Below are 14,464 nucleotides of genomic sequence, written 5' to 3'. Positions count from 1 at the left end.
GCTGCGTGCGAACCTCACACCAGCGTTGTTTCGTTTCGCTAGCCGGAACGGTTCTGAGCGGTATGGACTCGCGCCGGCGGTAGGCCGAGCCTAGCAGTCGGCAGGTTGCACGTCTCGATCATTGACTCTTTCTTTCTGAGCCTTCTACAGTCCAGTCATGGACGGTTCAACGGCGTTTCGCTCAACGGAACACACGCGCGCGGTCGACGCCTTGGCCACCGCGATGGTCGACCTACGGATGTCACCCCTCCCCGCACCGCTCGGCGATCGAGCGCGGTTGATTCTGTTGGACCTGCTGGGCGTCACCCTTGCCGGTGCCCGCACCGGCGAGATGGTCGAACTACGGAAGAAGTGGGACTCGGAACCAGGATCGACGTACCCGATAGGCGGAAGCACCGGCACCACCATCGAGACTGCGGCCGAGCTCGACGCCATCGCATCGTGCTGCCTCGAGCTCGACGAGGGCAACAAGTACGCCGCCGGACATCCTGCTGCGCATGTGCTTCCTGCAGCGATCGCCGCGACCAGGCTGGCATCGACGCCGATCTCGGGCCGGGCCTTCTTGACCGCCGTCGTGGCGGGATACGAGGTTGCCGCTCGATTCGGCTGGGCTCTGACCCGGCACAGTGCGTGGCACACCCATGGGCACTGGGGTGCCACGGGCGCGGCCACAGCAGCCGCGTCGATTCGTGGTGCCGATGCGAACGAGGTTGCCGCGGCGATCGACTCGTCGTCTGCGTTGATTCAGGTAGCGCCCTGGGCTGTGGTTCTCGACGGCAATTTCTCGCGAAACCTGTGGATCGGCGGTGCCGCACGGGCCGGCGTGACCGCGGCCAGGCTTGCTCGATCGGGGGCAGTGCACAACTCGGGGACCATCGAGCACACCCTGGGCGCTCTGGTCGGGACACTGGACACGTCCCGACTGACCGAGGATCTCGGCGAGCGATGGCTCACGCTGGAGGGCTATACGAAACAGCACGCCAGCTGCTCGTACACGCACGCCGCCGTGGACGCTGTGCAGAGCCTGCGCGCTGACGCCGAATGGTCCGCCGCCGACATCGAACATGTTCGGGTGCTGACACATTCGTTGGCGGAACCCCTGTTCCGCCGACATCCGTCGAACAGGTTGGGCGCGATGTTCTCGCTGCCGTTCGTGGTGGCCGCAGCGTTCGTGTCCGACGCGATAGACGTGGATTCTCTGGATCCCCGAGGTGCGACATTCTCGGCGGCCGAAGCGTTCAGCGCCCGAGTCGACGTCGCATCGTCGAGCGAGCTCGACGCGCTGCTACCAGAGCGCCGAGCCGCCGAAGTGACGATCGAATTTCGGGACGGCACCACACTCTCGGCGACTGCCCCGAATCCGCTGGGCGACATCGACCATTTTCCGATGGATTACGGCGCGGTGCGCGCCAAGATCGCCCGCTTGGTCGGCGAATCCGATACCGCGGTCATCGAGGACATCGTCGACTCCCTCGGCGATACGGAGGACGTTGCGGCGCTGTTGCGCGCACTACCGATTCGCTAGCGTCGACCGATACGCAGCTCGTCGACGAACTCGTCTGCAGCACAGGACAATCTCTGTCGTAGCGAATCCGGCACGGTGACCGTCACCTGAACCAGGTACTGGTCGACGATGTGGTGGACGACGAAGTACCGGGTCCGGGCGAAGAGCAACCGACCGGCGCAGTCGTAGCGACCCGCGATCGAGACGGACGGTAGACCGCAGAACGAACCTCGGTCGTGACTGATCTCGACCCAGCCGGGCAGTGCCCACGCGTCTCCGAAGCCGCACTCCAGTAGGGCATCCGGGTCGACCGACCGTGCGAGCTTCCCGACCAGAACCACCGCATTCGGTACGAATCCGTCGACTGCGTTCGCCGGCGAGCACAGCACCGCGGTGGCGTGTGGGAAGTGAAGCTCTGAAACAGCCTCCCAGTCCGGTAGCACCGGGAGCTCGAGCCCGAACCTGTCGCATTCGTCGCGATGCACCGGTGCCAGTTCGACACCCTGCTGCTGGAGATAGGTGTATACCGTCCTTTGTCGAACCGTCACTGGACAGTGTTCCTTCCACCGACAGTCGTTGCGGCACGGTCGGCGCGGATACGCTCGCGCAGCCTGGGCGGGCGCAGCAACTCCCGCGCATCGTCGTGGCCCAGTTGCGCACGGGCCCAGGGATTGTCGCGGCACCACAGAAGCAGCGCGAGCAGCGAATTCGGTTCGACCTTCTTCTCACACGCCATGATGACCAGCTCCGGCTCGTCGGTCTCGCTCGATCGGCGCGAGACTCTGATCACCGGCAGGTCACCTCGGTGCGGTACTGCTGGATTCGGATGCTCCTCCAGGCGCAGATCCGCAATGTCGCTCCAGGGCACGACCATCACGTCGTTCGACACCTTCCACCCACGACGTCGATAGATCTGTTGGACAATACCTTCGGGGTGCAGAGAGATCCAGGTGCGGTTGACGACGACGAACCCGACCACGAACCACGCCAGGCATGCCGGCGCGCCTATCGCCGTCAGCAACTCTGCCCTCTCTTGGCGAGGGTCCGGTCCGTCGTCTCTGAATACGAAGTAGGACAGGCCCACCACCGACGCGAAGGCGAGTAGACCTGCCCTGGCCACGAAGTCCCCGCGCCCGGGCACCGACAAACCTGCGCCGACGCCTGCAACGTCGACCCGCCGCACGAAACGTGACAATCGCGCAGCTCCGATGCCGGACATCGGCACCGCCATCCCCAAGGGAAGGAGCACGAAGAACGCGAGCCACAACAGTGCCAGGAGGCCGCCTGCGCCCGTCCTGGCAATCACAGGGACGGCAGCAACCAGCAGTCCCACCACTGCCGTACAGATGCCGAAAACCGCTGCGAGCCAGCCGAGGTGAACACTGCGCCACCTCCGCACCCACACAGGTCCCGGATTCGCTGTCGCAGGCATGTTCGCGCCTGTGTCCTCACGATCGGTCATCGCAGTGTCCATTCGAAGACCTTCGAGACGCCGTGGCTGACGGAGCCCCCGACCAGGGCACCCAACGCAACGCCTGCGGCAGCACCGGCAACCGTGCCCGGCCCGGGAAACACCGAACCCGCGGCACTACCGACTCCCACCAGAGCACCGGTCACGTAGCTCGCAGCTGCGAGGCCGGCGGCGGTACTCGCCGTATTGACCGCAATCGCCTCAGCGGGGCTCACCCCCTCATCGATATCGTGGCCAATCGAGGGCACCGTTCCTGCCACCGCGCCGAACGCCCCCAACCCCCGACCGATGTTCTTGGCAACATCGTCGACGGAACCGACACCCGGAAGTTGGAGAGCCCTCCTCGTCACGTCGGTCATACCACCGATGACGGTGGCTGCAACGGTCGTCGGCCAATCCGGCATCCACGAGAAGGACCCGTCCGGGTTTTCGACGAACTTCCCGGCCGGACTACTGAGCGCAAGCCCGGTCAACAGCTTCGTGGGCTCGGCCAACTGCTGCGCAGCGTCGAGTGCGGCCCTGTCTGCCTGTCTCAGAGCTCCCTGAATGTCCTCGGTCAACTGCGCTGCAGCAGAGCGTAGTTCGTCGGCCTTCCGTATCTTTTCTTCACCCAGGACGTCCGGTATCAATGCGATCATCCCGTCTGGATCCACTACACCGTCGGCCCGAACGGCGAACCCGCTCGCCGTCGCCGCCGAGACCTGCGCCTGCAGGTGGTCCTTCGCAGCATCGACCAGTCCTGCTGCGGTCTCGAATGCTCTACCGAGTGAATCGATTTCACTGCACACCGAGCTCATCCGGGAGCATTCGCTCACCACACGCTCGGCTGCGGCGTCGGCTGCTTCGCCGGTCCACGTCTCGGCCAGTACGTCCTGCTCCTCGAGCACTCCGGTGCGCTGGCCGTTGACGCGCTCGACGATCTCCGACAACTCGATCATCGTCTTGCGCATCGACTCCGGTTCCCAACCCGCGACGTGCGGGACCGTCGAGGTCATTTCGGCTGGTCCATCGCTGCGAGGCGGCGGGCGAGTTCGTCGTCGGCGATCTCGTAGTTCTGCCCGACGCCGCGGGCGATGTCCGCGACGCATTCGGCCCGCCCGGCCAGAGCTGCAACAGCTCCGGCCGCCGCGGCTGCTGCCGCCGCACATGCTGCGTGAAAGTCACTACCCTGCAACGCATTCTCCGACGCACGGAACGGAGCAAGAGCATCCACCTCACGGATCACCCCGCCAGTTGCCGACAACACATTCGAGAACTGCCGCAGGATCGCTGGATCCACATTCACTGTCATGACGCTCCCCGAGTTGCACCGTAGCGACGCCCGGTGAATCGGCGTCATCGGGTTTGACGCGAGTGTGCCCCGATCGGTTCCCTCCGGCCGCTTCGAGAAACGTTCATGGGCATCACGGTGATGAGCACCGCTCCGTCATCGCCCAGTCACCGCCCATCGGACCTACCGCGGCATGACTGCCCGCGTCGCGGTGAGTACGGCGGACTCGGCTCAGTGCTGTGGGTCGTAGCCCGGAACTTGCGCCAGAGTCTCGAACGTTCGCGCTCGACCCCATTCCACGTGCGCGAACGCAACAGCGGCAGCCAATTCCGTGTCCCCCTTGGCGATGGCGTCGACGAGGGAGACATGCTCCCCGTGTCGTAGCGACGGATCCCGTTCGAGATTGGCCATGTTGAGTCGATTGCTGCGCTCGCGCAACGGTTCCATGATGACCGGGAACAGCCGGTTGGCGGACAATGCCTCGATCCCCGAGTGCACTCCCGAGCTCGCGTGATGGAATTCGAGCAGATCGCCCCGGTCGAGCGCTGCACCTGCACGGGACACCGCGTCGACCAACGACGACGAGTCCGCGCCCGCCGCCACAGCGGACGCTGCCCGTCGAGCAACGAGCGGCTCGAGCGCGGACCTGATGTCGTACAACTCGTCGACGGAACTTCTGGTCACTCCTGTCACCACGGCAGGGCGTCGCGGCGACAGCGTCACCAACCCTGCTGCTTCGAGCAATGGAAGCGCCTCGCGAATCGGGACCCTCGACACTTGCAGCTCGGTTCCCAGATTGCGCTCGCTCAGCGTTTCACCAGGCCGGAGGCGGCCGTCGAGGATGCGTGTTCTGATCGCGTCGAACACCGATCGCGACAGCGATTCGCGACCTTCCGTGGATGCCATGATGCTTGTATACCAGCGAACTGTAGGTATACCGCGCATCCGCCAGCTTCATCGGCAGGCTTTGCCCAACAAAGACCTAGACAGCAAGAGCCAGGTGAGAGGACCTGGAAACACAAGCGTTACCGCCGAGAAACCATTCGCGGCCCAATGCTCCGTAAATTCTCCGTTGTTGGTATACCACTTAGCGAGAGGCACTGGGATGAGCGTCCCGACCAGGAACGAGAAGCCGTCACCGATCGACCCACCGCCCGAGGCCGGCAGCCTCAGTGAACAGATCGAGGCGTCGTACTCGAAGATCGGCCTCACCACAGCGCACTTCGGCATCGTCGCCATGGTCCTGTTCGGTGTGTTCTTCGATGCCATCGAACAGAATGCCGTCGGCATCACCGGACCGCTCCTGCGTGAATCCTGGGGCCTCGGCGGAACCGAGATCGGACTGCTGAACACCGCGACGTTCACCGCCGTCGCCCTCGGGCGCATCCTGGCCGGAGCGGTGATGGACCGTTTCGGTCGTCGAACCCTCCTCGGCGCAAACCTTCTCGTCTTCGCGTTCGGCTCGCTACTGTGCGCATTCGCACCCAACTACGAGGTGCTGGTGGGCGCTCGATTCCTGGTCGGGCTCGGACTCGGCGGTGAGATCGCCGTCGCGGTGATCATGCTCTCCGAGTTCTTCTCCGCCAAGCATCGCGGTACCGCGGTCGGCATGATCAACGTCGCAGCCGCAGGTCTGGGCAACATGCTCGCCCCACTGTTCGGGGTCATCGTCTTCGCCATCTTCACCGGTGACGACCGCTGGCGTTGGCTGTTCGGTCTGCTGGTACTGCCCGCACTCGCGGTCGTGTTCTATCGCCGCTCGCTTCCGGAAACACCTCGCTTCCTCGCAGCGACGGGCCGGGTGGCCGAGGCCAACACCGTCATCAACCGCCTGGCGCAGGGCAAGCTTCGCGGCACCCTCGACTCCGAGGTTCAGTACTTGAACGTCGACACCACGGTCGATGATCACGCCGCACCGCGCGCACGGTGGACGGAGATGTTCGGGCAGCGTTACCGCAGAAGCACTCTCGCCCTCGGCATTGCCGTCTGCATGTCCTACGCAGCACAGATCTCGATGCTCACGCTGATCCCCGTCATCCTGACCGAGCGGGGAATGTCGATCTCGAGTGCGCTCTGGTACACCCTCGTGATGCAGTCCGGGTCGTTGATCGGCGCGCTGACCGCCGCACTCATCGCTCGCAAACTCCCCCGCAAGGTGACGCTGACCGGTGGCGCTGTGCTCGGTATCGTCGCCGGGCTCGGATTCGGCTTCTTCGCAACGTCCATCGGCCTCGTACTGTTCTTCGGTGCCCTGTTCAACTTCTCGGTCATCATCCTCAACACGACGATCTGGCTGTTTGCACCCGAGCAGTACCCCACACGAATCCGTGGCCTCGCGACGTCGGTGATCCTGGCGCTGGGCTCCCTCTCCGGCGGACTGTTCCCGCTCATTGCCGGAGCCGTACTGGACTCGTCCGGCGTGGGTGCCATGTTCGCGATGCTGGCCGGCCTGTTCATCGTGTGCGGGATTGCCGTGCAGTTCCCGAAAGAGACCTTCGGACAACCGATGCCGGAAGATGGCTGAGCAGTGAAGATTCTCGTGATCAACCCCAACTCGAACACTGCAACGACGCAGCTGCTCGTCGACGTCGCGCGGCGTTGTGTCCACGACACAGAATTCACCGTCGTCGGGGTCACCGCGGGTACCGGACCGGCGATGATCACCGGCACCGAACAGTTGCGTGCTGCCGGACCGGATGTCGTAACCGCGGCCCTCGACGCGATCGAGCACCATGGCCCGGCAGCGGTGATCGTCGGCGCGTTCGGTGATCCCGGTGCCGCCGAACTCCGAACCCTCGTCGACATTCCGGTCGTCGGGATCGGCGAGGCAGGAATCCTGCACGCTGCACGAGGTGGTCGGCGCTTCGCGATCGCCACCACCACAGCCGATCTCGCCGCCCAACTCGATGCACTGACCCGTGCCACCGTGCCCGACGGCGATTTCGCGGGTGTGTTCCTCACCGCGTCATCGCCGTTGGTCCTGGCCGAGGACCTCGCATCGAGCGTCGTCGAACTGGGAGCAGCGGTCGATGCAGCAGTCGCCGCCGGAGCGACGGCGGTCGTCATCGGCGGCGGTCCGTTGAGCGATTCGGCCCGGCGGCTGGCACTGCGCACCGACGTGGACGTCATCGAGCCGGTTCCGAGTGCCGTTGCGATGGTCTTCGACAGAATCTCGAACGCGGTACGCAGCTGAACTATCGACGTCCGAAGGCCCTGGACACCAGCCAGCCCTCGACCATTCCCGAGAGGAAGATGCCCGCGATCGGTGCGTACTTGCGCACCGGTTCGGGCATCAGGCTCATCGCGTTCAATTCGCCGCCCATCGGGCTCGCAACAGCAGCCTTGACAGCTGCAGGCGTGGTCGATTCGGCCGTGGCCGAACCACTGAGCAGCGCACCGAGATTGACGGCGAACTGTTGCAGGACCTTGTTCGACACCGCGACGATCGCGCCCTTGCCGAACGAGACTATCTTTCCGCTGATCACCAGATCGGTATTCAGGGTCAACCGCGATCGATCACCGAGCGCCTCGACCGCCAGATCGACCTGGGCCTCGGCGTCGCCGTTGCCGTGCGAGTCCGCCCCCTTGGCTTCGAGTGTGAGCGTGCGGGTCTCCGCGTCGACCTCGAGGAACCGAATCGTGCCGGCGTACGACGCGCTGATCGGGCCCACTTTGACCTTCACGCCGCCGAGGTAGGTCTCGCCGTCCTTACCGGTGATGGCCGCCCCCGGTACGCAGGTCGCGACTTTCTCGACGTCGTTGATCAGCCGGAACACGTCCTCGGCGGACGCGTCGATATCGAGTGTATTGGTCAGTATCACTTGGGAACTCCGTTCACACAGCCGGCGCAGCGGCGCTGCTCGGCGCACGAGTCGATGGCCTCGACGATGGTCTGGTACCCGGTACAGCGGCAGTAGTTCGACGCCACCACCTCGCGGATCTGTTCCTTGGTGGCATCGGGGTTGTCGGCGAGGTAGCCCTCGGCCAACATCAGGAACCCCGGTGTACAGAACCCGCACTGCAGACCGTGATGGTCTGCGAAGGCCTGCTGCAGATCGTTCAATTCACCGTCGATGCCGAGTGATTCGACGGTCTCGATGTCCGAGTTCTCCACCTGCGCTGCGAACGTCAGGCACGCGCGGGCCGGCTTGCCGTCGATCAGCACGGTGCAGGCTCCGCACACGCCGTGCTCGCAGCCGACATGCGTTCCAGTGAGCTGCAGATCGTGCCGCAGTACGTCGACCAGAGTTCGGCGTGGTTCGGTGATCACCTCACGGACGGTGCCGTTGACGTTCAGTTCGATCAGTTGCTTGTTGCTCATGGCCTGCCCTTCGCCAATGCCGCCTGTACTGCCACGGGGGTGATCGGTGTGTCGTTCAGTTCGACTCCGGTGGAGCGCAATCCGTCGTTGACGGCGTTGAGCACAGCGGCGGGTGCACCGATCGTTCCGCCCTCACCGGCTCCCTTGGCTCCGGATTCGGTGAACAGGCAGGGAGTTTCGAGGTGGTGAATCTCGATGTCCGGAATCTCGCAGGCAGTCGGCACCTTGTAGTCGATGAAGCTGGCACACAGTGGATTTCCGTGATCGTCGTACGACACCTGCTCGAACAACGCCCCGGCGATGCCCTGGGCGATCCCACCCCGGCACTGGCCCTCGACGATCTTGGGGTTGATCGCGACGCCGCAGTCCTCGACGCACACGTACTTCAGGATCTCCACTCGTCCGGTGCCCTCGTGCAACTCGACCACAACGCCGTGGGTGGCGTTGGAGAAGGTGCCGTCGTTGAACACGTCGAAGCTTGCCGTCGCGGACAATCCGGGTTCCACGCCCTTCGGCAGCAGCTGCGCCTTCAGATACGCGACGTCGGCGATGTCCCGGTAGGTGACGTACTTCGAGTGGTCGTCGCGCTGACGTACGCGCCCCGATGCCAACTCGACGTTGTCGTCGCGAGTCTCCAGCAGATGCGCTGCGATCTCACAGAGCTTGTCTCCCAGCTTGTTCGACGCCAACGCCACCGCACTGCCGCCGATGGTGATGGAGCGAGAGGCGAACGAGCCGAAGCCGTAGGTGATCCGATCGGTGTCGCCCTGCACGATCTTGACCTGTTCGACGCCGATGCCGAGGCGATCGGCGACGATCTGAGCCATCGTGGTCTCGTGACTCTGACCGTGGCTCATCGTTCCGGTGGTCACGACGACCGTGCCGGAGGTGTCCATTTTGACCTCCGAGATGTCGAACCCGGGCACCACGTTCATCTTGCGCGCCGCGAATGCGCTGCTGCCGTATCCGGTTCGCTCGCTGAAGCACGAGTATCCGATGCCGATGTGTCGGCCGTCTGCGGTTGCCCGCTCCTGGACGTCGTACCAACCGCCGTCACGGAGGGTCTGCTCGCACAGGTTCAGCGCCTCGAGGTACGAGCCCGGGTCGTAGGTGATGTTGTTGACGCCGGTGTACGGGAAGGCGGTGATGACGTTGCGCCGCCTGATCTCCACCGCATCGAGCTGCAGTTCACGGGCTGCTCGCTCGAACAGCCGCTCCATCACCATGACGTACTGCGGCCGGGACACGCCGCGGTACGGCGCGGTCGGTGCCTTGTTGCTGAACACGGAACGGCCTCGCACCCGGTACGCCGGAACCTGGTACACCCCCGGCATTTCCGCCGAGGCCATCAGCGGCTCGATGCCGGCAGTGAACGGGTAGCAGGAGTACGCGCCCATGTCGCACACGACGTCCGCGTCGAGGCCGAGGATGTGGCCCTCGGAATCGAATGCTGCCCGCACGTCGTACTGCTGTTCGCGCGCCAGGAACGACGCCGTCAGTGCGTCCTTGCGATCCTCGATCCATTTCACGGGACGGCGGAGCTTCAACGCAGCTGCGGCGACGGCGATCTCCTCGCGGCCGACGACGCACTTCTGCCCGAACCCGCCGCCCATGTCGGGTACCACGACGCGCACCTGGCGCTCGTCCAGCCCGAGGCAGAGCGCGGTGACGGTCCGAACCTGGTGTGGCACCTGAGTACAAATGTAGATGATCAGCTGCTCGTCGCGATCGTCCCAGTACGCGATGCATCCGCGGGTCTCGAGTGGAAGCGCGTTCTGCCGGCCGGTTCTGGATTGCACCGACACCACGGTGTGCGCGTCGTCGAAGATCTCGTCGATGCCGTCGGTGGCGAACATCTGCACGTCCACGACGATGTTGTTCGGAACCGAATCGTGAACCAGGGGAACGTCATCGGACATGGCCTGATCTGCGGAGGTGACGGCGGTGACGGTCCGGTACGACACTCGTGCCGCCTCGAGCCCGTCCTCGACGCTGTAGGCATCGGCGGCGACGACGATGGCCAGTGGCTCACCGACGTAGCGCACCACGTCGTGCGCCAACACGGGCATGTCGGTGGGCACGAATTCGCTGAGCGGACGCGACAACTCGGCGCGGATCGGCCGCAGGTCCAAATCCGCCGCGGTGAAGACGCCGCGCACCCCCTCGACTCCGGCGACATCACCGACGTCGAGACCGGTGATCGATCCGGCCGCGACGGTGCTGCGGACGAACTGGGCGTGCAACATTCCCGGCATCGCGATGTCGTCGACGAATCTGCCTCGGCCGGTGAGCAACCGCGGGTCTTCCCGGCGTGCGACCGAGGTGCCGACGAATTTCGGCGTGAGAACCTGATCGACGCTCACGTGGGCACCCCCTGCGATACCAGTGCGTCGCTGCAGGCTTCGGCGACCAACGTGCGCACCAGGGTGCGGCGGTACTCGGCGGTGACCATGCCCTCGTCCTCCAGTTCCAATGATTCGGCTGCGGCATCCGCGCAGTCTGCGAAGGTCCCGCCTGCGGCCAGGACGGCTTCCCCTGCCGGCGATCGCACGGGAGTTGCTCCCACTCCCGCGAGGGCAACCCGTCCGCCGACCACGGCCACGCCGTCGAGATCGAGGGACACCGCTGCGCCCACGATCGCGAAATCTCCCTGCCGCTCTGCGTATTCGGTGACCGCAGCGTGCGGTGCCGGGTTCGGGAACACGATCTCGACGATCATCTCGTCGAACGCGAGATCGGTGGAGTAGTACCCGAAGAAGAACGAGTCTGCCTCGACGGTTCGCCGCCCCCGCACACTCTCGACGACGATGCGGGCGTCGAGCAGTATGGCCAACAAGCACCATTCCGCGGTGGCGTCCGCATGGGCGATGCTGCCCCCGACGGTCCCGCGGGTGCGAATCGGATAGTGCCCCACCCACCGCATGGCCTCGCGAAGGACACCGAAATCCGTTCCCACGTCGCCACATTCGACATCATGGTGGGTGGTGAGCGCTCCGATGTGCAGGCCGTCGGATTCCCGGCGGATGTACTGCAGAGTGTTCAACCCACCCACGTCGACCAGGTGCCCGGGCCGGGCGAGGCGGAAGTTCATCATGGCGACCAGGGACTGGCCTCCGGCGATGATCTTCGCGTCCTCGCCCAGCTCGGACAGCAGCCGCACTGCACCCGAGACATCGCGCGCCCGGTGGTAGTCGAACTGCGCGGGCTTCATCAGACTCGAGCCTCGCCTGCGACGACCTCGGTGGGTTCGTCGACGAGGGTGTCGAGTTCGCGACCCTTGGTCTCGGGTGCGAAGTACGCCATCCAGATCACCGCGAACAACACGAACGCGGTGACGATGCCGAAGGTCAACGGAAGACCCAGGATCGGCCACATGACGGAGCCGAACAACAGCGGCGCGAAGCCGGTTGCGACCCGACTGACCGAGGACGCGTAGCCGAATCCCGAGGCGCGGATGTTGGTGGGGTACAACTCCGAGACGTAGCAGTACAGGACCGGGATGGTCAGCTGAATGACGAATCCGAAGATGCCGAGCCAGATCAGCGCAGCCGACTGGATGTCGAGCATGACGGCGAACATGACCAGCGCGCTACCCGCGATCGGGCCGGACAGTCCGATGACCCACTTGCGTCCGAAGATCTCCACGATGAACGCGGACGTGAGCACACCGACGATGCCGACGCCGGTCATCAGCGTCGTACCGGCGAAGGCTGCGAACTCTCCGTAGCCCTCGGCGCGGAGGATGGACGGCATCCAGCTCAGCGCTGCGTAGTAGAGCAGCATGATGGACACGAAAAGCATCCAGGCTGCGGCGGTGATGCGCGGGCTGTAGCGCCAGACCGACTTCAGCTGCGTCAGAGCGGCTTTCATTCCGCCCGGTCCCTTCGGGGCGGTGTCGGCGACGATGACGTAGTCGACGGCCTCGGATCCGGTACGGGTCACCATGTCGTCGATGACGGCGCGGGCCTCGGCCTCACGACCGACCTTGGCGAGGTAGATGGGTGATTCCGGGATGCCGCGTCGGACCCAGAACAGCAGCAGCGCAGGCAGAACCATGAACAGCAGCATGTAGCGCCAGCGAACGTCGCCGTCGATCGGGACGAGCAGCGTGGCGACGACGCCGCAGATGGTGGCACCGATCGGCCACCAGACATCCATGGCGGAGAGAATCTTGCCGCGAATCCGACGCGGTGAGAATTCGCTGACCAACGCGTAGTCCACCGGGATGCAGCCACCGAGGCCGAACCCGGCGAGGAACCGCAGAATGATGAAGATCTCGAAGCTCGGCGCGAACGCTCCCAGGACCGAGAACAGCGCAAAGATCAACAGCGTCAACGAGAATGCACGCTTACGTCCGACTCGGTCGGCGATCGTGCCCCACACGACGGCCCCGACGGCCATGCCGATCAGGTTGCCGGTGGCGACCAGACCGCGCTCGGCTTGGGACAGGTCCCAGTAGCTTCCGAGCAGCGGGGTCAAGAAGCCGTTGAGCGCCACGTCCCAGGCGTCGAACATGTAGCCCAGCCCGCCGATGATGAAGATCTTGCCCTGCACACCCCATTTCCAGGGGAGTTCCTGTACTACCTGATCACCAGTCTTCATCGCAGCCTCCGGCGCGGTGTTGTGGTCCGAGGTCGTCATCGGACGAACGAGTAATGGAATTTCTCGTCGTCGCTGTCGTCGAGCGGGGTACCGCTCCACAGCCAGTCGTACGAGATGTCGGATTCCCCATCGAACGACGCCAGTGTCGCGTCCCGCTTCTGCTGCTCGGGTCCATCGGGTATGTGATAAAAAGTCTTGTTCTGCAGGCTCGCGTCCTGCACCATCCGCGCGTGCCTGGCCCGGCGAAAGACGTAGCGCGCCAACGCCTCGTCGATCCCGCTCGAGGTGACCTTCGCGAGTTCCTCGGCCAGCACTGCCGCGTCTTCCATGGCCTGCGAAGCACCCTGTGCCTGATACGGCAGCATGGCGTGACACGCATCGCCCAGCAGCGCGACGCGGCCGTCGGTCCACCGCGGGTCGGGCCTGCGGTAGTAGAGCGCCTGGCACAGCACGTTCTCGTCGGCCTTGGAGAGCATCGCGTGGGCGCGATCGTCCCAATCCGGGAATGTCCCCATCAGTTCCTCGGGCCCGACGAGCCGTGGTCCACCGTCGCGGACCTCGTCGGTACACGGAGCCAGCGCAACGACATTGAGGTATTCGCCGTTACGGATCATGTAGTGCACCAGGTGCCGGTCCGGTCCGTACCAGATGGTGCTCTGGTATCGGTCGACGAGCCAGCGAGTGGCCGGATCCTTGACGATGCGATCACCCGGAATGAGTGCGCGATAGGCCATTTCGCCGGAAAACACGAGCGTATCGGGTAGACCGATGAGATCGCGCACCGTCGAGCGAATTCCGTCGGCTCCGATGAGCAGGTCCGATTCGTAGCGCTTACCGGTTCCGGTGACCGCGACAGGCCGCGTCGGATTCTTTCGATCGACCTCGACGACCTTCGCGTCGGTCTCGAACACCACCATCGGGCCCGGGCCGTCGGGGTCGAGACACTGCGCGTGGATGGCAGAGTGCAGGTCTGCGCGGTGATAGTGCCAGTACGGGGCGTTGAACGTCTTCTTGCAGTACTCGCCGAGCGCGGTGAGCGCGATGACCTTGCCGTTCTCCCAGCGCCTTCGCACCTGATCCATCGGCTCGGTCTTGATCGCTTCGAGCTTCTCGCGCATCCCGAGGGCGATGAGGATACGGCTGGCGTTGGGAGCGGTCTGAATTCCCGCGCCCACCTCGCCCAGCTCGGCAGCGGCCTCGAGTACCGTCACCTGAATTCCTCTGTGCCGCAGCGAGAGCGCCGCGGTCAGACCGCCCAGGCCACCGCCTGCGATCACTACTTCGATCGGTGCCATG

General features: G+C 64.8%; 14 protein-coding genes. 3 read left to right on the top strand and 11 right to left on the bottom strand.

Translation table 11 applies throughout. The features are described 5' to 3' along the window. The first annotated feature begins 157 nt into the window (after nt 1-157). Nucleotides 158-1,525 carry an MmgE/PrpD family protein gene (locus tag AB0362_RS18800; protein ID WP_317533733.1) on the top strand — a complete coding sequence of 456 codons (1,368 nt, stop codon included), beginning with the start codon at nt 158-160 and terminating at the stop codon, nt 1,523-1,525. On the opposite strand, the gene AB0362_RS18795 is transcribed toward AB0362_RS18800, so the two are convergent. The 5 genes from AB0362_RS18795 to AB0362_RS18775 form a co-directional block, all read right to left on the bottom strand. Further along, the gene (locus AB0362_RS18795; RefSeq protein WP_317533734.1) at nt 1,522-2,052 is read right to left on the bottom strand and encodes an LpqN/LpqT family lipoprotein; all 531 of its coding nucleotides are present in this window, start codon (nt 2,050-2,052) and stop codon (nt 1,522-1,524) included. The genes AB0362_RS18800 and AB0362_RS18795 overlap by 4 nt on opposite strands. Further along, nucleotides 2,049-2,966, bottom strand: a complete 918-nt coding sequence (locus AB0362_RS18790) for a hypothetical protein (protein WP_317533735.1) — start codon at nt 2,964-2,966, stop codon at nt 2,049-2,051. The genes AB0362_RS18795 and AB0362_RS18790 overlap by 4 nt, the downstream gene beginning before the upstream one ends. Further along, nucleotides 2,963-3,970: a hypothetical protein gene (locus AB0362_RS18785; protein ID WP_317533736.1), complete on the bottom strand. Its 1,008-nt coding sequence runs from the start codon at nt 3,968-3,970 to the stop codon at nt 2,963-2,965. Before AB0362_RS18785 ends, AB0362_RS18790 begins: the two co-directional genes overlap by 4 nt. Beyond that, nucleotides 3,967-4,266, bottom strand: coding sequence for a type VII secretion target (locus AB0362_RS18780; protein ID WP_317533737.1), 300 nt, complete (start codon nt 4,264-4,266; stop codon nt 3,967-3,969). The genes AB0362_RS18785 and AB0362_RS18780 overlap by 4 nt, the downstream gene beginning before the upstream one ends. Nucleotides 4,267-4,476: 210 nt before the next feature. Then, nucleotides 4,477-5,151, bottom strand: coding sequence for a GntR family transcriptional regulator (locus AB0362_RS18775; RefSeq protein ID WP_094639859.1), 675 nt, complete (start codon nt 5,149-5,151; stop codon nt 4,477-4,479). A 199-nt stretch (nt 5,152-5,350) separates the two neighbouring features. Here AB0362_RS18775 and AB0362_RS18770 point away from each other — a divergent pair, with 199 nt between their 5' ends. Together AB0362_RS18770 and AB0362_RS18765 are read left to right on the top strand one after the other, a co-directional pair. Then, complete coding sequence (locus AB0362_RS18770; RefSeq protein WP_094639858.1) at nt 5,351-6,769, top strand: MFS transporter; 1,419 nt, start codon at nt 5,351-5,353, stop codon at nt 6,767-6,769. Nucleotides 6,770-6,772: 3 nt separating this feature from the next. Continuing rightward, on the top strand, nt 6,773-7,438 hold the full coding sequence (locus AB0362_RS18765; protein ID WP_317533738.1) for an aspartate/glutamate racemase family protein: 666 nt from the start codon (nt 6,773-6,775) through the stop codon (nt 7,436-7,438). Nucleotide 7,439: 1 nt separating this feature from the next. On the opposite strand, the gene AB0362_RS18760 is transcribed toward AB0362_RS18765, so the two are convergent. The 6 genes from AB0362_RS18760 to AB0362_RS18735 are packed head-to-tail and all read right to left on the bottom strand — an operon-like array spanning nt 7,440 to nt 14,463. Next, nucleotides 7,440-8,066, bottom strand: a complete 627-nt coding sequence (locus tag AB0362_RS18760) for an SRPBCC family protein (protein ID WP_317533739.1) — start codon at nt 8,064-8,066, stop codon at nt 7,440-7,442. Next, nucleotides 8,063-8,566, bottom strand: a complete 504-nt coding sequence (locus AB0362_RS18755; RefSeq protein WP_149407882.1) for a (2Fe-2S)-binding protein — start codon at nt 8,564-8,566, stop codon at nt 8,063-8,065. Before AB0362_RS18755 ends, AB0362_RS18760 begins: the two co-directional genes overlap by 4 nt. Next, nucleotides 8,563-10,929 carry a xanthine dehydrogenase family protein molybdopterin-binding subunit gene (locus AB0362_RS18750; protein ID WP_317533740.1) on the bottom strand — a complete coding sequence of 789 codons (2,367 nt, stop codon included), beginning with the start codon at nt 10,927-10,929 and terminating at the stop codon, nt 8,563-8,565. The genes AB0362_RS18755 and AB0362_RS18750 overlap by 4 nt, the downstream gene beginning before the upstream one ends. Next, nucleotides 10,926-11,777 (bottom strand): FAD binding domain-containing protein, encoded by an 852-nt coding sequence (locus tag AB0362_RS18745; RefSeq protein ID WP_317533741.1) that lies wholly within the window; start codon nt 11,775-11,777, stop codon nt 10,926-10,928. The genes AB0362_RS18750 and AB0362_RS18745 overlap by 4 nt, the downstream gene beginning before the upstream one ends. Next, a complete protein-coding gene (locus AB0362_RS18740) occupies nt 11,777-13,207 on the bottom strand; it encodes an MFS transporter (RefSeq protein WP_231893678.1) in 1,431 nt (476 codons plus the stop codon). The genes AB0362_RS18745 and AB0362_RS18740 overlap by 1 nt, the downstream gene beginning before the upstream one ends. Continuing rightward, entirely contained in the window at nt 13,204-14,463 is a 1,260-nt protein-coding gene (locus tag AB0362_RS18735; protein ID WP_317533742.1) for an FAD-dependent monooxygenase, read from the bottom strand. The genes AB0362_RS18740 and AB0362_RS18735 overlap by 4 nt, the downstream gene beginning before the upstream one ends. Nucleotide 14,464: the final 1 nt, after the last annotated feature.

Source organism: Rhodococcus sp. NPDC079359, from assembly GCF_040702585.1.
Taxonomy (GTDB): Bacteria; Actinomycetota; Actinomycetes; order Mycobacteriales; family Mycobacteriaceae; genus Rhodococcoides.
This window is presented reverse-complemented; position numbering and strand designations above follow the sequence as displayed.